We start from the raw sequence: 17,921 nt of genomic DNA on the forward strand, positions 1-17,921 counted from the left end.
ACAGCGGTGCGGGGGTCGGCCAGTCTTCACCAGCATGACCCTCCCGCTCCCCGAGCACGTCCCCGGTGCCGCGCGCACCGCGCTCTTCGAAGCCGTCACCGCCGTCGGCGACGCGGCCGTCGCCCTGCTCGCCGGCGGCCGCGGCGACACCCCGATACCCGGCGCCGAGTGGACGGTCGGTGAGGCCGCCGCCCACCTGGCGATGGCCAACGAGCTGATGGCCGCACTGGCCGCCGGCGAGGAACGGCCGTACGGGGACGGCACTCCGGGCGCGCTGGCCGCCGCGAACGCGGCCTCGCTGGCCAGGCGGCCGGAGCGGGACCTGACCGTGCTCGGCGGGGAGATCGCCCGGCAGGCAAGGGAGTTCACGGCAGCGGCCGGAGCCCGTGCCGGCACCGAGCCGGTGCTGACCCCGCTCGGCCCGATGGACCTGGACACCCTCGGCGCCTACCTGCTGACCCACATGCTGGGCCACCTCTACGACATCGCCGTCGCGCTCGGGCGGCCGCACCCGATCGACCGGCACCGCGTCGGGCTGACGATGCCCTTCCTGCGGACGGCGATGCCCCGGGTGCTGGACGCGCGCGCCGCGGCGGGCCACAGCGCCTGCTACCGGCTGCGGGTGCGCGGCCTGGGCGGCTTCGCGGTGACCTTCACGGACGGTGTCGCCGTGGTGAGCCAGGAGCCGCCGCGCCGCCCGGACTGCACGATCCTCACCGGGCCGGTGGCGTTCTTCCTCATCGCGCTGGGCCGCTACACCGCCACCGGCGCCCTCGCCCGGGGCAAGGTGCTCGCCTGGGGCCGCCGACCGTGGCTGGCCCCGGGCTTCCCCCGGCTGTTCGCGGCCCCCTGAACACGGCCGCCGGCCTTGCGGTGGACGCCCGTGTCACACCGACGCATCGTGACCTGGCCGTCGTGCCCGCCGAGCGGATCGCCCTGCGGCGAAAACCCGCCGGTCGTGGGTGAAATGGGTGAAATTTATAGGGTTTTGCGATTTTGTCGTCCTGCCGCGCGGTGGTGGCATGCGGGGGTTCCGCAGCATGAAGCGAGGTCACCAATCGAGAGGTGGAGAGATGATCAAGAAAATCGCTGTCGTCGCAGTTGCTGCCAGTGCCTTCGTTCTCGCGGACGCGAGCTGGGCCGTCGCCGGCTCGGGCGACCATGGCGGCACGGACAGGCGTGGCGGAGACGTCGGCATCGCATGCGTGGTCGGCCAGGACGCGGGCTTCTCGAACAACTGCGGCAACACGTACATCTACAAGCCCAACCTTCTGGGCGACCTGCTCAACCTGCTCTCCCCGCCTCCCACCACCGGTGGCGGTGGTGACAGCGGCGGCGGCGGCAACAACGGAGGTGGCAACAACGGGGGCGGGGGCGGTAACAACGGCGGTGGCGGTAACAACGGGGGCGGTGGCGGTAACAACGGGGGTGGCAACAACGGGGGCGGTAACAACGGCGGCAGCTGATCCGTTCGACACCGGCGTGTTCTCCTCTGTGATCACGCCGGCGGGGCCGGGGACGCACCGGGCAGCACGGGTGCGCGCCCCGGCCCTCTCGTGCCCTTTGGAGCACAGAATGGTGCCCGATCGTCCGTTGTGCTGCGCGGCGACAGTCCGGCCGGATATGTCAGAGGGAACACCTGTCGCGCCTCTGGAGGGGTTCCCATGCACGCGAAAGACCCCGGCAAGCCGTCGGAGCCGCAGCGGCGCCGCTACCTGCCGCGCAAGGCCGCTCCGGCGGCCGACCGGCTGGGGCTGAGCCTCGGGGGCGGGTCTGCGCAGACGGTCCTCGCCTTGCAGCGCGGCATCGGCAACGCCGCGGTCTCGCGCGTGATCGAGCGGTCCAGGCAGCAGCACGGTGCGGGGTGCGGTCACCCGCAGGCCGCCGTCGGGGCGGGCGCACCGGTACAGCGGTCCACCGTCCACGACGAGGTCTTCTCCCCGTCCGACCGCTTCGAGCGGGAGGCCGAAGCCAACGCGACCCGGGTGTCGAGCGGAGCTGTCCCCGCCCAGCGGGGGACGGGGGACGCAACAGCCGCCCGCCCCGGTGAGCCGGTCGTGCAGCGCGCCATCACCTACGCCAAGGCCGACTGGTCACGGCAGCACCTCTCGCCGGACCGCTTCGCGGAACTGCTCCACCAGGCGTCCGGCGAGCAGGACGGTGACGGATTCAGCGTCCCCTACCGGGAGTTGTTCAAGGCCCTGGAGGAATCCGCCATCACCATCGAGATCGACGAGCAGACGGACATCAGGGGTGCGCGCGCGTTGTTCGCGCTCAGCAACGAGGGAGAGGGCGGCGCGCTGAGGATCACCCCGCCCAAGGACGGCGCCTCACCGCTCGAACTGCGGGAATTCGCCGCGACCGTGACCCACGAGATGCAGCACGCGCTCGACTCGGTCACCGGCCGTTTCAAGTCCCAGGAGAAACCGCAGACGATGGCGCAGCGGAAGATCTCCACCGAGTTGCGCGCGTTCGGCGAAGAGGCGGCCGCGGCGCTCAAACTCGCCATGGGCGACGGCTACAGCAAGAGCGAGGGGAAGCTCTCCGCGATCCTGAAGACGATTCCCCCGGACCGGCTCACACCCGAGCGCAGTCGACTCGCCGGGGAGTTCCACACGATGGACAGCTACCGCGCCAGCGGCCGGAATCCCCTCGACGCCTTCGGGCCGGGGATCCGGATCCACGACAGCGTGCTCCTGGAACGCGTGGCGGGCTACCTGGCCTCCTACAAGCTGGTCGCCAGCACCCCGATCAGCGCGGAAGCACTCCAGTGGCTGCGCGACACCCCGGCGGTGGTGGAGAAGGGTCTGATGGAGGGGATCGTCCTGTTCCACAACCACCGCCCGCAGCCGGAGTGAGACCGCGGGCGGTCGGGAGGGTGACAAGTGCGACACCACGTCCATCCGTTGCGGGCGGAAGCCCGGATCCGTGCGTTCACCGCGCGGTCGGCGGCCGATCCGGCCCCGATCCCGGCGGGAATCCGTGAACGGGCCCGGAACGGCTCCATCGCCGTTCCGGGCCCGCGTGCCGGCGCGTAGGTGCTACATGTTCCACATGGCCGTCGTGGGGCGGGGCGCGGGGGGAACGGAGGCGGGCGGGGCCCAGACGCCGTTCTCGAAGAAGTCCTTGATGGTGGTGTACCAGGGCTTGTAGACGATCCCCTGCTCCGCCAGCCAGGCGTCGTTGTAGTACTCGTTCGTGTAGCGGTCGCCCGGGTCGCACATCACGGTGGCGACGCTTCCGAGTTGGTGGCCGTCGTTCATGCCGAGCAGGATCCGGATCGCGCTGAACACGCCGGTTCCGGTCGAGGGCCCGGCGTGGATGCCCCACTCCGTCCGGTCGGAGAGGTAGCGCATGGTGGCGATCGACGCCGCGTCGGCGACGCGGATCATGCGGTTGACCGTGGTCGGCACGAACGAGGCCTCGACCCTGGGGCGACCGATGCCCTCGATGTGCGAGCCCTGGTCGGTCACCGTGGGGTCCTGCCAGTACCAGCCGTCGAAGTACGCGGAGTGCTCCGGGTCGGGCACGCACACCCGGAGTTTCCTGGCGGTGTACCGGGCGTACCTGGCCACCGAGGTCGTCGTGCCGCCGGTGCCCGCGCCCATGGTGAACCAGTCCAGGTCCGGCAGGCCCTTCAGCAGTTCCGCCGCGAGACTGTGGTCACCACGCCAGTCGTAGGACCGCTCCGCGTACGTGAACTGGTCCATGAAGTGGCCGTCATAGCGCTTCGCCACCCGGCGGGCGTACTCGACGATGTCACCCGACACCGGGACCACGGTGCCGCCGTACTGCTCGATCGTCTTCAGCTTCTCCGGGGCCGTGCTCTTCGGTACGACCGCGTAGAAGTCGATGCCGAGCCTTTGGCAGTACCACGCCTCGGAGATGGCCGTCGAACCGCTGGACGCCTCCACCACCGGGCGGCCCTTCGCCAGCCAACCGCTGGCCAGGGCGTGGGTGAGCAGCGCCGCCGCGAGCCGGTGCTTGTGGCTGCCGGACGGCTGGTCGGCCTCCCGCTTGATGTACAGCTTCAACCCGTTGAGCTGCGGGGGTAGCGGGATCTCGTCCACCGCCGTCTCCTTGGGCGCGAGTTCGCCGCGGATGGTGTGGATGCAGGTGTTCACCCACTCCCGGTCGTCCGGGTAGACGTCCGACTCGTCGTCCCCCTCCACCGCCAGGACCCTCTCGTCCACGCGTTCCATCACACTCATCAGCACTCTCCGTCCAGCTCGTCGAGCTCCACCCGCCCATGCCGGGGCGGCATCCGCCCCAGCATGGGAGGAGTGGCGGCCCCTTGGGGGAACGCGGTGCTTGCGACACGCACTATTCGTCGCGACAGCGCAACGCGCCCGGTCCGCCCGCGAGCTGGACGAGCAGCTCCGGCAACTCTGCGGTGGCGTAGCGGAGTCTGTGCAAAGGAACGGTTGGCTCCCGATCAAGGCGGCCGTGACCATGAGTGTCAGCCGGCTGCTCGACGGCTCCGAGTACGCCGAGAAGTTCATCGGCGGCACGGCCGTGTCGTGCATCCTCATGCCTGACACCTACCACCGCTACCACGCCCCGGTCGGCGGCGAGGTGGTCGAAGCCCGCGACGACGTCGGCGGCGTCTACTACGGGATTCGGGACTTCCCCGACCTGCTCAACAAGGGGAACGTCGGCTACGGGTACGACTACAGCCTGTTCGAGGACTTCCGCCGCGGATACGCCATCATCAAGACGCCCTACGTGGACCACCTCGGGGAACCGGACGGCGAAGGCTATGTCGCCCTGGTGCCCGTCGGCCTCAACTCGATCGGCTCCGTGAGGTTCCTCGATCCGTTCCGCAACATCACGGCGGAGTCGGACCCGGTCGGCGTGAAGAAGGGCGACGAGATCGGCTACTTCCAGTACGGCGGTTCACTGAACATCCTGCTGTTCGAAGAGAAGCGGTTCCCCGCACTCCAGCTCCTCCTGGGCCAGCGGATCGGGGTCCTCCAAGAGGTCGCGCACACCGAGCGCCACTTCGAGCGCTACGTCCGCCCGCTGCCCGGGCGCGTTGCGCCGACGTCCTGACCTCCCTCCCGAAACGGAAAGTGAACCATGCTTCGTCAGCCCGTTTACGCGATCCCGGCGAACGCCTTCAACACCCAGACGATCCACTTCTATCCCGACCCCGAGAAGAAGGAGGACGAAGGAGTCCCGAAGGCGGTCCGTTCCTACGCCGGGTACGCGGACGTCGACGGCCCCGGCACCGAAAGCAGTCGCTTGTTTTACTGGTTCTTCGAGAGCCAGACCTGCGACCCCCACGTCGACGCCGGCAAGCAGAAGGACCTGATCGAGAAGACCCCTCTGCTGATCTGGCTCAACGGCGGTCCCGGCGCGTCGTCGCTCCTGGGGCTGTTCCTGGAGAACGGGCCGCTGCGCATCGGTGACGACGCTGCCGGGACCATTTCGGTCAGCCCCGACTCCTGGAACCAGGAAGCCCACGTCATCTACTGGGACCAGCCGGTCGGCGCGGGATACAGCTACTGCAAGAAGCCGGAAACGTACGTCAAGGACGAGGACGAACTCAGCGAGATCTTCCACCGGGCGCTGGTTCAGTTCCTCGAAACGTACCCGGAGTACCAGCAGTGCCCCCTCTACGTCTGCGGTGAGAGCTACGCGGGCAAGTACGTGCCGTACATCGCCCAAAAGATCCAGCAGAAGAACCTCGCAAGGCCCGGAACGCACGTCAATCTGAAGGGGATCTCCGTAGGCAACGGCTGGATCACCCTGGCACTCTCGATCCGCGTCATGATCGACTACGCCTACGCGTCCGGATTCCTCGGCAAGGGCCAGAAGGACATCCTGGAATCCTCGTACAAGCACTTCCAGGACGCCATCAGCGGCGGCAGGATGAAGGAGGCCACCGATCTCGGAAACGGCCTGGTCAACGCGATCCTCGCCTACGGAGGCGACTTCGACGTCTACGACGTACGGCGCTGGGAGGACCTGTCCGCGGGTGCACTGGGCTCCTACCTCAACAGCGCCGCCGTCAAGGAGGCCCTGCACGTCGACCACGAGTGGAAGTCCGAGGACAACTCCGGTCCGGTGGCCATCGCGCTGAAGGCCGACAACATGGCGGATGCCTCGCAGGTGTACACCGAACTCATCCACGCGAAGGAGAACTACAAGGTCCTGCTCTACACCGGGGACTTCGACACCGCCTGCGGGTACCAGAGCACCGAGGAGATCCTCGACCAGATCATGAAGGACGGCTGGCAGAAGGCCCCGCGGCTGATCTGGAAGCAGGCGCAGGGCCACCCGAAGGGCTTCGTCCGCACCCTGAACAACGTCACCCAGGTCGCGGTGCCCGACTCCGGGCACGAAGTGCCGGCCTACCAGCCGCAGATCTGCCGGGAGTTGCTCTACAACTGGCTGTTCGACCGCCCCTTCCACGGCCAGGACCCCGAGCGCGCAGCCCAGGCCATCCTGGCCAAGGCCCAGGAGGACGCCGAGAAGGAGACCGGATGAGCGGCCACCTCAAGAGGACGAAGGAGACGGCCGACCTGGCGGCGGCCACAGCCGTCCTCAAACAGGCCTACGTCTGCACCCTCGCCCACGTCGACCCCGAAACGGGCGGGCCGAGGTGCGTGCCCATGGTCTACGCCTACCACGAGGAGGGGGACGAGCGGCGCCTCTATCTGCACGGCTCCGTCTACTGGCCGCCGCAGACCGAGCTGTCGCCCTCACTTCGGCAGCTGTGGAACGACGCCTGGGTCCACGTATGCCTGGCCGTCACCGTGCTCGACGGCCTGCTCGTCGGACGGGCGGCGATCAGCACCTCCCTCAACTACCGCTCCGTGGTGGTGGACGGCATCGCCCGGACGGTCGATCCGGCGGACCGGGCGAAGGCGTTCGAGGCGCTCAGCAATCAGGTCATCCCGGGCCGGTGGCCCGAGCTGCGCCCGATCAAGGACGGCAAGGGCGGCAAGGCCAGCGAACTGGACTCGGACAAGCAGCACACCCCCACCGTCGGGGTCCTCTCCATCAGCCTGACGGAGAACACGACGGTGGTGCGCCTCAAGCGGCACCACGCCGCCGAGCCGGAGCACGAGAACCAGGAGGACCGGGACTGGGACCACGGCAACGCCTGGGGCGGTGTGCTCCCCATGCGCCAGGTCTACGGGCCGGCGATCCCCGACTCCCACGTCAAGGACAAGCAGGCCGCCCCGCCGGACTCCGTCCAGCGGCTCATCGGCAGGACCACCTAGGGGTTCATCCGGAGCAGGTCCGGCCGACTGTCCAGCGTGGCGGAGAACGCCTCGTCCGGCGGGCGGAGGGCCAGGCGGACCACGAGCCGGGCATGGGCCTCGTGGACCTCGGCCTGCTTGAGCGGCCGTAGTCCCCGGGCTCATGCGGCTCGAAGAACGACCTTCTCGAACCGGGTTGTGCCGCCGGCAAACGCACCACCGCGAATATTCGGGTGCCCTTGCCGCATCCGCCGGGCACAATCGTCGCCGATGCCTCGACTGATTGCCGACCGGCTGCTCGCCGCCGTCGAACCACTGCCCCATTCGCTCCGGCTGCGCGAGGTGGCTCGCACCGCCGCCGCCCTCGCCTCCTCCGACCTGCTGGGCCTGCTCGCCGAGCTGGACGGCCGTGGCCCGTACGAGCGTCGGCTCGCCGCGCTGGCCGCCCTCGCCGGGCGGCAGGCGCGCCATCTGATCGACCGGATCGACGATCCCGACCTGGTGGTGCGTCGCTACGCGCACCGAGCGATCGGGGAGCTGCCCTTCCCCGGCGACGACCTCGAATCCACGATGCTCACCGCCCCGAGGGCGGTCCGCAGCGAATTGACCCGTGCGATCCTGCGGGCCGGACGCACAGCGGTGGCTGAGCGGTTGGTGCCCGTCATCCGCATACGCTGGGGCGCCGCCGAGGCGGCCCGGCTGCTGCCGGTCTGCTCCGCCGAGGTCGTCGCTGCTGAACTGCCCACGCTGGCACACGCGATCACCTTCTCCACCTCGCTCGGGCGTCGCCACCCGGCCGCCGTGCTGGACGAGGCCGAGCACCGACTCGCCGACCTGCCGTACGGGTTGCGGCAGGCGTTCTGGGAACGGCACGCCCTCGGACTGGCAGCCGCCGCCACCCGCGAACCGGCCCGGGTGCTGGAGCTGCTGGAGCGCCACCCCGTACGGGCCCTCCCCGCCCCGCTGCACGACCGGCTCGCCGACCTCGCCGCCGTCTCCGCCGGGCGGACCGTCCGCCTGCTGCTCGCGATCGACCGGCACCGCCACGAGCCGCCGCTGCGCGTCAACGTGGCCCGCCGGCTGGTCGCGGCCCGGCCGGACGGTCTCGCCGCGCTCGCGCACCGCCACGACAAGACCCACCTGGCGCTGCTGCGGCAGATGCCCCCGGCCCGGCGGCCCGCCTTCTACGACGAGGTGGCGGCGCTGCCCGGCCCGTACCGCTACTCCGTCGAAGTCCTCGCCGTGCTGCCCGCGAAGGAGCGGCACGTGCGGGCGCGGGCCCAGCTGGCAGCGGACAGCCAGGACGTCGTCCCGCTCGTCCTGCTGCCGGTCGCCGAGGCACGGCCGAGGTTGCTGGCCGAAACCCGCGTGGCCGACGCCTGGGACCGGGGCTGGGCCTGGGCACAGCTGGTCCACCACGCCGTGCTCTCCGGGGAGCCAGGCGCCCTGCCCGAGGCGCTCGAACTGCTCACGGGACTGCGCAACGAGCAGGACCCGGTCCGGCATGAGGCGCTGGACGCGGTCGCGGCGGTGCCGCCGAGGCTCTTCGGCGACGCCACCGCCGGGCTGCTGGAGCGGCTGACCGGCGACGCCCTGACGGCCCGGGACTGTTCGGCAGGCACTCGGGCCGCGCTCGTCCGCCTCGCCGGACGCGTCCTCGGCGAGCACGCGGGCGGCCCCGCCCGCGAACTGCTCGCCTGGGCCGTCCGCACCGTCGAGCGGACCGGCGGCGTGGGCCTCACCCTCCCCGCACGGCGCGAAAACGCGGCGGTCGACGAGCTGAGGGCCGCCCTGGAACGCTCGGCACGGTCCCGGGACGCCGCACTGCTGCTCGCACTGGCCGAGACGCTCGGCGCCCGGTCACGACGCGCCCCCGCCCTCGCCGAACTCCTGGAGCAGGTCCTGCACTCGGGCAGCGACCGTGCCGTCGAACGGGCCGCCACACAGCTGCTGCGCGCCCCCGCCACCGGCTCCGGACGCGTGGCTCGGCTGCTCGCCCTGAGGCCGTCGGCCATCACCCTGGCCCCGGTGCGGGCCGTACTGACCACGGTCCGCACCGACCTGCTCGGCCCCCTGCTCACCACTGCCCTGACCGCGGCCGACCTCGTCAAGGCCGACCGCTGGCTCCCCGCGCAACAGCACGCGGCCGTCGAACAGCTCGCCCGCACGGTCGGTGACCTCACCCTGGGCCTGAGCGAGCGCGCCGCCGCCCTACGGGCCGCCGCCTCGGTCCCCGTCCACGGCGAGGCGCTGTTGCGACGGTACGCGGAATCCGCCGAGATCGTCCTCGCCGAGGCCGCGCTCGCCGCACTGCCCCGGACCGAGCGCCCCGCCGAGGTGCTGCCCGAGTTGCTGTCCCACGCGGCCGACGACCGGGCCCGGGTCGCCCTGTACGCGGCGGGCCGCGCCGCCTGGTTCACGCGGAGCACCGAACTCGGTCCGGAACTACGCCGGATCGCGCTCGAACCGGGGGTGAAGGTGACCAGCCGCAAGCAGGCCGTCCGGCTCGCCGCCGAACACCTGGTTCTCGCCGACGCGGCCGCCCTGCTGCGTGAGGCGTTCGCCGCGCCCGAGCAGCACCAGGACGTCCGCGCCACCGTGCTGGCGACGATCAGCGAGCGGATCGCCGACCTGCCGCTGTGGGACGTGCTCACCGACACGGCCGACGGACCGTCGGAGCTGCGGTCGACGGTCGTCCGGCACCTCCGCGCGCACGAGGTACCCGTCGAACACCGCCCCGCGTTCGCCGGCCTGATGGCCCGGCTGTCGCTCGACGACGAACACTTGGTCGCCGCACCCGCGCGCGGACAACTCGTCTCCTGGGGCCGGTACGCGCCGGAGGCCGTGCGGGCCCTCACCCCTCTGGTCACCGACCTCGCCGAGCGGGACCGCTGGGAGGGAGCCGCCCGGGTAGTGACCGGGGTGGCGCTGTCGGACGCCCCGCACCCGCTCGGCGGCTGCGCACCGGGCAGCGTCCTGGCGGACACCCTGACCACACTGATCGGGATCGTGCACGCCGGGGAACCGGCTCTCCCCGGCCGCGACCAGCCGGCCCGGCGGCGGATCGCCGCGCTCGTGGGCTCGTTCTGGAACTCGAGCGCCCCGGCGGAATCCTTCCGAGCCACCCAGCGCGCGGTCGCCTCACTCCTGCTCACCGAGCCCGCCCTGCTTCCCGAGGCCACCCGCCGACTGGTCGCGGCGCTCGACCAGGACGCGCCCGACCTGGGCGAGCGCCTCGCCGAGCTGGCCGTCCTGGTCGCCGACCGTCCGGCGCTGGCGGTGGTCACCGCCGGGTTGCTGAGCCAGTACGGATGCGGACGACGGGAGGCTCCCGAACATGCTCTGGAGGCCGCCCGCCGACTGGCCGCCGACGACGGACTCGCTCCCGGCCTGTTCGCCGTCACCCTGACGACGACCGGGGCACAGCTCGACTGGCCCACTGCCTGGCGGGACGTGCTGCACACGCTGCGCCGCCATCTCCAGCCGGACGTCCGTGACGCTGCGCTGGCGGTCTTCACCGATTCAGCGTGAGCGGGGCCTGCGGGGGTTTACGGCCCGGCCCGGACGCGCTTGGGGTCGAGCCGGAGTTCCCGGTCACTGCTGATGGTGATCCGCCACTCGGTGGGGTCGCCCTCGACCGCGCGGAAGAAGTCCGGGCTACCGTGTTCGTCGCTTCCCCACAGCAGCAGAACGCCCGATTGGATGCCGGACTCGTCTACCTCCCAGCAGCCCTCGGCGATCTCGCCGTACCAGGCTGGACGCTCAGGTGGGGGTCCCCAGTGGTTCTCCAGATCGCCACATGAACACGGCTTGTGCGCAGGGCTCGCACGCGAAGGCGTAGGCCTCGCCGCGACCGCCGAAGTTCATCGCTGTGGCGTGGTCCCGTCCTTTCTTGAGCTGGACGACGTGCATCGGTCCGTTGCAGGTGGCGCACTGCGGCACGCCGCCGGTGCGGGTGGTCGGCGCGTCGGGATCCGTGGTGCCCGCGTACGTCATCAGGGTCGTTGTCACAGGTGGCGACTGCACGACAGGCCGCTGACACCATCTCGGCGTCCCGTCTGACAGCGGCAGACGCTGTACGCCCGGGGCGACGTGGGAATTCTTGGAACTCGTGGCCCCGCGGTCGCCCGGAACGGTGCCGCAGGCGCCCCTCAGGGGGCCGTGGCCGGATTGCGCCGGTAGTGCGCAGCCGTCCCGGCCGGGCGCTCGTGATTGCCCCTCAGGAGCCCGTCCGCGACCTCGTCGAACTGGCTCTGACCTGGTGTTTTCTCGGAAATCTCCTAGGCTGGGGGAGCTTTGTCGGGCACCTTCGGAAGGGGCATCATGAGCGAGGAATCAAACGCGTACGACGCCGGCAAGATCGTGGTTCTCGAGGGACTGGAGGCCGTTCGCAAGCGGCCCGGGATGTACATCGGATCGGTCGGTGAACGCGGCCTGCACTACATGGTGTTCGAGGCCGCCGAGCGGGCGTTGGACGAGATCCTCAGTGGCACCGCCGGCCGTGTGGAGATCACCCTCACCGCCGACGGTCGCGTCCGCGTCGCCGACGACGGCACGGGCCTGCCGGTCGAGCACGCCGGCCACAGCGACGGCCCTGCGGTGGAGGCCCGGTTGACCGTGCTCTCCTGCGGGGCGCAGCCGGCCAATCGGCGCTCGCTGTCCGGCGGCTACTTCGGCGTGGGACTGGCTGCCGTCAACGCACTGTCGGGCCGTCTGACGGCCGAGGTGCGGCGCGACGGCGCCCGCTGGGTGCTGGAGTACGAGCGAGGCGTAGCTGTCGCGACGCCCACCCGCACTGGACCGGCCGACGGCAGTGGGACGACGATCACCTTTCGTCCCGATGCCGAGATCTTCGAGACACTGGAGTTCTCGTTCGACACGCTGGCCGAGCGCTTCGGTGAACTGGCCTTCCTGAACCGGGACTTGGACATCACCCTGGCCGATGACCGCGACCCCGCGGCGCCCCGGGCCGTCCGCTTCCGGTTCCCGGGCGGACCGAGGGACCACATCGCCGAGCAGGGCGCCGACCCCCTCCACCCGGACGTGATCGGCTTCGAGCGCGAGTACTCCGAAATGGAGGGGGCTGTCGAGGTGGCCTTCCGTTGGTGCGACTCACGCGAGGAGCGGGTCGCAAGCTACGCCAACAGCCGGCCGACCACCGGCGGCGGCACGCACGAGCTCGGCTTCCGCGACGGCCTGGCGGCCGCGCTCAACGCCCACGCCCGCGAGCGGCAGTTGCTCACGCCGTCCGACCTCGACCTCACCCCCGCCCAGCTCGGCGCGGGCCTGACGGCGGTCGTGTCGGTGAAGCTCGATCGCCCCGAGTTCTTGGGGGCCATCCGCGACAGACTGGGCAACGGACCGGTCCGCGCCTGCGTAGCCGAGGCCGTCCGAGAGCACCTGGCCGCCTGGCTCCGCGCCAACCCGGCGCAGGCGGCCGCCGTCCTCGCCCGGATCTCGAAGTCCATCGCACCCCTTGAGCTGAGGTGTTGCGACGACCGTTAGAACCCTGCCGGAGCTGCTCCCGCACGCGGACGACGTGATCGGCTTCCTCGCGCAGTACTACGGCGTGGAGGCCTGAGGCCAGGGCTGCTCCGTGTCGCATCGAGTGAGGGCGATCTCCTGCGCCGCGACGCCGGCCAGGGCGGCAACCCGCAAGAGTTCTGTGCAGTACCTGCCGTGGGCTCCGGCCCCACTGCGGCCGAGGGGCCGGCAGTGGGGCCGGGCTCGGTGACGGCGAGCACCCGCACGCTCGGCGAGCCGGTCGGGGATTCGTCCGGCACGTCGACGGCCTTGTCGGACGAGAACGTCAGGCCCCTCGCGTCGCTCGTAGGCGGTCCGACCACGGCCGCTCAGGTGCCCTCGGGCCGATGGCCGGGGGGCTGCTCCAGGTACCGGGCCGTGATCAGGTGGGAGAAGCCCATGATGGTCTCCTGCGGGCTGATGCCGGTGGCGCCCGGCAGGACGCTCGCGTCGCACAGCCGCAGGTTCGTGAAGCCGTGCGGGCGTCCCTGGGCGTCGCACACTCCGCCCAGGGCGGGTGGGCCCATCCGGCAGGACGCCATGGCGTGGACGGAGATCAGGTCCCAGCTCTCGGGCCGGCCGTGCAGCGCGAAGTCGGCCGCCTGCGCGGCGGTGGTCAGGCTGACGGGTGCGGGCGGCAGCAGTTCGACCGCGCCGGCCTCCATAAGGAGCTCGGCGGTGTGCCGGAAGGCGGAGCGGAGGAGGTCCCGGTCGCTGCCGGTCAGGCGGTGCCGCAGGACCGCGCCGAGCCCGGGTACCGCCAGCAGCCGTGCGGTGCCCTGGACGCTCACCTGGGTCGTGTAGACCGCGATCCGGTCCAGCTGGGCCAGCATCCGGTCGACGGTCCCGGCGGGGTGGGCGGCCAGCGCCGCGGCGAGCGACCCCGGAGTGAGGTTCGCGGGCATCACCCGCACACCCCGGTCGGCGAACTCCTGCAGTTGCGCGGTGAAGATGGTGCCCTCGGTGGCGCGGACGGATTCGCTGAATCGCGCCACTGTGCGGAAGTTGACGTGGAACGCGATGGCCCGGCCCGGGCCGCGTCCGCCGATGGCGCTGCGCCGCAGCAGCAGCGCGCTTCCGATCGGGCCAGCGGCCAGGAACACCGTCTGCGGGAGGTAGCGCAGTCGTCGGCCGTCGCGCAGGGCGTGTACGACCGTGACCCGGGTGCCGTCGTGTTCGAGCCGGACGACCCGGGTGTCGGGCTCGACGACCGCTGCGAGCCGTTCGGCGGCGGGCAGGTAGCTCACCAGCATGCTCTGTTTGGCCCCGGTGGGGCAGCCGGTGACGCACCGGTTGGCGTGCCGGCAGTCTCGTACCGCCCGGCGGGCCGGTGCCCAGCGCCAGCCGAGTCGGTCGGCCGCCTGGGCGAGCAGCACCGAGTCGCGGTTTCCCCGCCCGGGCGGCTGGTCGATGACACCGAGGCGCCGCTCCACCTCGGCCAGGTGGGGGGCGAGGTGGTGGGCCCGGAAGCCGTCGACGCCCGCGGACGCCCAGCACTCCAGCAGGTGTTCGGAAGGAGGCCAGAGCAGCCCTCCGTTGACCACGGTGGTTCCCCCGACGCAACGCCCCTCCCCGAAGGGGATGGTGGGCGCGCCGTGGATGGGCACCAGACCGCCCTGGCGGTAGAGCAGGCGCAGGTTCTCCGCCGGGGACGCCCGGGTGATCCGCGCCTGCGGGACGAGCGGGCCCTCCTCGAGGACGCGGACCTCCCGGCCCGCGCCGGCGAGTTCCAGGGCGGCGGTGCCGCCTCCGGCTCCCGAGCCGATCACCAGGGCGTCGCAGCGGACGGTGCGGACTGTGCTGCTCACAGGGGCTCCTGCCGGGGCGTGGTGGAGGGTCCGTCCAGGGCGCCGTGCAGGGCCAGCGCGAGGCTCACCCTGAGCAGTTCGGCGCAGCCGGGCACCGTGGACAGCCGGTCGGCGACCCGTTGCGGACGGGCCCGGTCCGAGGTGCCCCGGAGCGGGCCCGTCGGGTCCGCGAGGACAACGGCGACCGGGAACGCCCGCATCAGCAGGGCGAACACCAGGCGGTACGGCTTCGGGAGGGCGGCGAAGGTGGCGGCCGTGTGCCGGACCGCGGCGGCCTGGCGGGACGGTTCGGACAGGGCCGTGCAGCGGCCCGCCCAGAGCGGCGGGAGCCCGGCGGAGTGTACGCGCCGTTCCCAGACCCGCAGGCGACGGTGCTCCCGCGCGGTACGGGACCCTTCGGCGGGCGGGGCCGGACGGGCCGCCGGGGAGCTCATGCGGTGACCTTCTCCCTGACCAGGCCCGCCAGGAGACGGGGCATCCCCTTGGCCAGTACCGCGTCCAGGGCCTCCAGGAAGAGGTCGACGTCGGAGTCCTCGGCCACCAGCGGAGGCGCGGCGATCAGGGGGAGGTCGTGGTTGGAGCCGTAGTAGGTGAGCACACCGTGGTCGCGGTAGAGGGCGGCGACCACGGCAGCGGTGGCCAGCTTGGCGCCGGCCTGCGGGTCGCGCGCGAAGGAGGACGGCAGCAGGCGCAGCGCGTGGCCGAGGCCGGCCGGACCGTGGCGCAGGACGACGCCCTGGAGGGCACCGGCGCCGCGCACCTCCGCGATCAGCTGCGGGTGGGCGGCGGCGAGGGCAGCGAGGCCGCGGCTCAGCCGCTCGCCGAGGCGGCGGGCTCTGGCGGGGTAGTCGTCCTCGACCGCGATCGCGACGGCCTCCAGCGCGGTGACCGTCTCCTCCCCGAATCCGTAGTAGGTGGTGCTGTGCAGGGTGGCGTCGGGGAGCGAGTCATAGGCTCGGCGGAAGACGGGCTCCCTGGCCACGTAGCCGGAGATGGACGCCTTGCCGCCGCCGAAGGACTTGGAGGTGGTCACCACGTCCGGGACCAGGCCGGGGTGGCGCATGAAGTGGAAGAGTGAACCGGTCTTGCCCCAGGAGGTGTAGACCTCGTCGAAGATCAGGACGATGTCGTGCTCGGTGCACAGCCGGCGCGCCTCGCGCAGGAACTCCTCCGAGCACTCGCGGAGACTGGAAGCGCTGAAGGGTTCCAGGACCAACGCGTAGACGTCGCTCTCGCCCTCGGGCGTGGTGTGCCGCTCCAGGGCCAGTTCGAGGGAGGGAAGGTCGTCGAAGGCGAAACCGTCCGTGCCGGGGATCCTGGGGAAGCTGAAGTGCACCTCCGGCGAGGTGGTCAGGCTTCCGGCGCCGAGCAGCTTGCCGTGGAAGGCGATGTCGGTGTGCAGGACGGTGCCGCGACGGCCGCGGTGGTACTTGTAGGCCATCTTGAGGGCGCCCTCGACGGCCTCCGCGCCCGAGTTGGGGAAGTAGCTGACGTCGAGGTCCGCGGGCAGCAGCTGGGCCAGGTTGTGTCCGAGTGCGGCGACGTACGGGGAGAAGTAGTTCTTGTGCACCTCCATGCGCTGCAGTTCCTGGAAGCGCCGGCGGGCGGCCAGGATGCGGGGGTGGTTGTGGCCGTGGTTCAGGACGCCGATCCCGCCGGTGAAGTCCAGGACCCGCCGCCCGTCGCGCAGGGTGATCCAGCAACCCGAGGCGCTGTCCACGACATCGCGGCCGAATCCGAAGGCGGAGAGCAGCGTCACCTGGCCCCGGCTGACATGGCGATGGTAGAGCTCGTGCACCCGCGCGATGGGCATCCGCTCGCAATCCTCGATGCTGATCAGGGAGTTCATGACGTCCCCTCCTCGGGGCCGGACTGCGGACCCGTGCCGTGCCCGGCGTCGGGAAGCCGTGGGTCGGGGGCGGTGCGGTGGGCGGTGCGCATCCGGTCGGCGATCAGGCGGCCGACGTGTCGCCCCTGCCGCATGGCGTAGTTGGTGCCCCGGTCCTGGGGGTAGACCTGGGCCATGCTGGCCAGGTAGAGCCCCGGCACATCGGTCTCCATCGCCGGGATGCGGTCGGAGTAGTGCGGGGTGATGACCGGTTGGGCGTGATCGGCCCGCCAGACGTGGTAGCGCCGGACCCAGTCGCGGTGGAACTGCGGGAACATCCGGCTCAGGTGCGGAAGGCTGGCGTGGAACACCGCGTCGTCGTCCATCCGGTACAGCTCGGCGCTGGTCGGAAGGTAGGCGGACAGGTAGACCAGATGGCGCCCGGCGTAGGCGTCGGAAGCCTCCAGGTTGGTGTGCTCGATGACGCCGACGTAGGGGAACGACGGGTCGGTGACGTTGAGCCAGTAGGTGTCCGACAGGGACCGGTCGTTCTGCAGCACCAGGCACAGATTGGCGAGGTAGGGGATGTCGGACAGTCGCCGGCGGACGGCGGGCACGTTCGGATGGGGCGGTGGTCCGGCGGCAGGGGAGAGGAAGCCGGCGAGCAGGTCCGGTGCCGTGGTGGCCAGGACCCGCCGTGCGGGCAGTACGTCGCTCCCGGTGCGGACCCCGCACACCCCGTGGGCGTCGGTCAGAACCTGCCGTACCGGGGTGCTCGTGCAGATCCGGACTCCCAGTTCGGAAAGGCGCGAGACCCACGCGTCCAGCAGGGCGGCGCAGCCGCCCCGCAGGTAGTAGAGGACCTCGCGGCCGCTGTGTGACCGGCTGCCACCGCGCAGGTGGAGCTTGGTCCACATCCAGGTGGCGCCGACCTCGGTCGCGTACTGGCCGAACTTGCCTTCCAGCAGCGGACGCCAGACCGTCTCGTAGACCTGTGGCCCGCTCAGCTCCAACAGCCACTCGCGGGCCGTGAGGTCCTCCAGGTCCCGCCAGTGCTTCACCTGGTGGGCGCGCACCGCGGACCAGCCCAGCCGGACCCGGTCGGGCAGCGGGAGGGGGGCGAAACGCAGCACGTCCCACGGGCTCGACAACCGGTACACGGAGTTCGCGTAGTAGACGCCGGTCCGGGTCCGGTGCGGCTGCAGCAGGTGGGAGCAGCCGAGTTCCGCGCACAGCCCCTGGACCTCCAGATCGGAGGAGAACCAGTGGTGGTAGAAGCGTTCGAGCCGGGCTCCCCCGACCTCGAACGACCCTGCCAGGCCGCCGACGTACGGCTCACGCTCCAGCACCCGGCAGGCCACCCCGGCCAGGGCGAGCTCGTGGGCGGCGGCCAGGCCGGTGAACCCGCCGCCGATCACCAGGACCTCGTCGCCGGGCGCCGGGGCCGCGCTGTTCTCGGACATCGCTGCTCCCTTTCGAATCCTCCGGCGCTGTTCCGTCCGAAGGCGATGGGTGTGGGAGGTGGGTGTGGAAGGTCTGGGCGGCGCGGGC

14 protein-coding genes are annotated in these 17,921 nt (G+C 71.4%); 8 read left to right on the forward strand and 6 right to left on the reverse strand.

Annotation, left to right across the window (positions count from 1 at the left end; translation table 11 throughout):
* The first annotated feature begins 34 nt into the window (after positions 1-34).
* The 3 genes from ABT015_RS03135 to ABT015_RS03145 all read left to right on the forward strand — a co-directional run bounded on the left by ABT015_RS03135 (position 35) and on the right by ABT015_RS03145 (position 2,858).
* Entirely contained in the window at positions 35-853 is an 819-nt protein-coding gene (locus tag ABT015_RS03135; RefSeq protein WP_350876178.1) for a maleylpyruvate isomerase family mycothiol-dependent enzyme, read from the forward strand.
* A gap of 220 nt (positions 854-1,073) precedes the next feature.
* The gene (locus tag ABT015_RS03140) at positions 1,074-1,466 is read left to right on the forward strand and encodes a hypothetical protein (protein WP_350876180.1); all 393 of its coding nucleotides are present in this window, start codon (positions 1,074-1,076) and stop codon (positions 1,464-1,466) included.
* A 198-nt stretch (positions 1,467-1,664) separates the two neighbouring features.
* Positions 1,665-2,858 (forward strand): hypothetical protein, encoded by a 1,194-nt coding sequence (locus tag ABT015_RS03145; protein ID WP_350876182.1) that lies wholly within the window; start codon positions 1,665-1,667, stop codon positions 2,856-2,858.
* A gap of 183 nt (positions 2,859-3,041) precedes the next feature.
* Here the strand turns inward: ABT015_RS03145 and ABT015_RS03150 are convergent, their stop codons facing one another.
* Positions 3,042-4,193 (reverse strand): PLP-dependent cysteine synthase family protein, encoded by a 1,152-nt coding sequence (locus ABT015_RS03150; protein WP_350876184.1) that lies wholly within the window; start codon positions 4,191-4,193, stop codon positions 3,042-3,044.
* A 217-nt stretch (positions 4,194-4,410) separates the two neighbouring features.
* On the opposite strand from ABT015_RS03150, the gene ABT015_RS03155 reads away from it, so the two are divergent.
* The 4 genes from ABT015_RS03155 to ABT015_RS03170 all read left to right on the forward strand — a co-directional run bounded on the left by ABT015_RS03155 (position 4,411) and on the right by ABT015_RS03170 (position 10,742).
* Positions 4,411-5,052 (forward strand): phosphatidylserine decarboxylase, encoded by a 642-nt coding sequence (locus ABT015_RS03155; RefSeq protein ID WP_350876186.1) that lies wholly within the window; start codon positions 4,411-4,413, stop codon positions 5,050-5,052.
* 27 nt (positions 5,053-5,079) lie between these two features.
* Positions 5,080-6,492, forward strand: coding sequence for a S10 family serine carboxypeptidase-like protein (locus ABT015_RS03160; protein ID WP_350876188.1), 1,413 nt, complete (start codon positions 5,080-5,082; stop codon positions 6,490-6,492).
* Positions 6,489-7,232: a pyridoxamine 5'-phosphate oxidase family protein gene (locus tag ABT015_RS03165; protein ID WP_350876190.1), complete on the forward strand. Its 744-nt coding sequence runs from the start codon at positions 6,489-6,491 to the stop codon at positions 7,230-7,232. Before ABT015_RS03160 ends, ABT015_RS03165 begins: the two co-directional genes overlap by 4 nt.
* Before the next feature lie 249 nt (positions 7,233-7,481).
* Positions 7,482-10,742, forward strand: coding sequence for a hypothetical protein (locus ABT015_RS03170; protein WP_350876192.1), 3,261 nt, complete (start codon positions 7,482-7,484; stop codon positions 10,740-10,742).
* A gap of 231 nt (positions 10,743-10,973) precedes the next feature.
* On the opposite strand, the gene ABT015_RS03175 is transcribed toward ABT015_RS03170, so the two are convergent.
* Positions 10,974-11,222 carry a hypothetical protein gene (locus tag ABT015_RS03175; RefSeq protein ID WP_350876194.1) on the reverse strand — a complete coding sequence of 83 codons (249 nt, stop codon included), beginning with the start codon at positions 11,220-11,222 and terminating at the stop codon, positions 10,974-10,976.
* 312 nt (positions 11,223-11,534) lie between these two features.
* On the opposite strand from ABT015_RS03175, the gene ABT015_RS03180 reads away from it, so the two are divergent.
* Positions 11,535-12,716, forward strand: a complete 1,182-nt coding sequence (locus ABT015_RS03180) for an ATP-binding protein (RefSeq protein WP_350876196.1) — start codon at positions 11,535-11,537, stop codon at positions 12,714-12,716.
* Positions 12,717-13,063: 347 nt separating this feature from the next.
* Here the strand turns inward: ABT015_RS03180 and ABT015_RS03185 are convergent, their stop codons facing one another.
* Genes ABT015_RS03185 through ABT015_RS03200 form a run of 4 tightly spaced genes read right to left on the reverse strand, consistent with a single transcriptional unit; the run spans position 13,064 to position 17,833 of the window.
* Positions 13,064-14,542 (reverse strand): GMC family oxidoreductase N-terminal domain-containing protein, encoded by a 1,479-nt coding sequence (locus ABT015_RS03185; RefSeq protein ID WP_350876198.1) that lies wholly within the window; start codon positions 14,540-14,542, stop codon positions 13,064-13,066.
* Entirely contained in the window at positions 14,539-14,976 is a 438-nt protein-coding gene (locus ABT015_RS03190) for a hypothetical protein (protein ID WP_350876200.1), read from the reverse strand. Before ABT015_RS03190 ends, ABT015_RS03185 begins: the two co-directional genes overlap by 4 nt.
* Entirely contained in the window at positions 14,973-16,391 is a 1,419-nt protein-coding gene (locus ABT015_RS03195) for an aspartate aminotransferase family protein (protein ID WP_350876202.1), read from the reverse strand. Before ABT015_RS03195 ends, ABT015_RS03190 begins: the two co-directional genes overlap by 4 nt.
* The gene (locus tag ABT015_RS03200) at positions 16,388-17,833 is read right to left on the reverse strand and encodes an NAD(P)/FAD-dependent oxidoreductase (RefSeq protein WP_350876204.1); all 1,446 of its coding nucleotides are present in this window, start codon (positions 17,831-17,833) and stop codon (positions 16,388-16,390) included. Before ABT015_RS03200 ends, ABT015_RS03195 begins: the two co-directional genes overlap by 4 nt.
* Positions 17,834-17,921: the final 88 nt, after the last annotated feature.

The sequence above is a fragment of the Kitasatospora sp. NPDC094016 genome, from assembly GCF_040304045.1.
Taxonomy (GTDB): domain Bacteria; phylum Actinomycetota; class Actinomycetes; order Streptomycetales; family Streptomycetaceae; genus Kitasatospora.

What these genes read in the sequence shown, in the direction of transcription:
- ABT015_RS03190 (WP_350876200.1), bottom strand. Translation starts at nt 14,976, where the DNA reads ATGAGCTCCCCGGCGGCCCGTCCGGCCCCGCCCGCCGAAGGGTCCCGT.
- ABT015_RS03195 (WP_350876202.1), bottom strand. Translation starts at nt 16,391, where the DNA reads ATGAACTCCCTGATCAGCATCGAGGATTGCGAGCGGATGCCCATCGCG.
- ABT015_RS03165 (WP_350876190.1), top strand. Translation starts at nt 6,489, where the DNA reads ATGAGCGGCCACCTCAAGAGGACGAAGGAGACGGCCGACCTGGCGGCG.
- ABT015_RS03135 (WP_350876178.1), top strand. Translation starts at nt 35, where the DNA reads ATGACCCTCCCGCTCCCCGAGCACGTCCCCGGTGCCGCGCGCACCGCG.
- ABT015_RS03200 (WP_350876204.1), bottom strand. Translation starts at nt 17,833, where the DNA reads ATGTCCGAGAACAGCGCGGCCCCGGCGCCCGGCGACGAGGTCCTGGTG.
- ABT015_RS03160 (WP_350876188.1), top strand. Translation starts at nt 5,080, where the DNA reads ATGCTTCGTCAGCCCGTTTACGCGATCCCGGCGAACGCCTTCAACACC.
- ABT015_RS03180 (WP_350876196.1), top strand. Translation starts at nt 11,535, where the DNA reads ATGAGCGAGGAATCAAACGCGTACGACGCCGGCAAGATCGTGGTTCTC.
- ABT015_RS03140 (WP_350876180.1), top strand. Translation starts at nt 1,074, where the DNA reads ATGATCAAGAAAATCGCTGTCGTCGCAGTTGCTGCCAGTGCCTTCGTT.
- ABT015_RS03170 (WP_350876192.1), top strand. Translation starts at nt 7,482, where the DNA reads ATGCCTCGACTGATTGCCGACCGGCTGCTCGCCGCCGTCGAACCACTG.
- ABT015_RS03145 (WP_350876182.1), top strand. Translation starts at nt 1,665, where the DNA reads ATGCACGCGAAAGACCCCGGCAAGCCGTCGGAGCCGCAGCGGCGCCGC.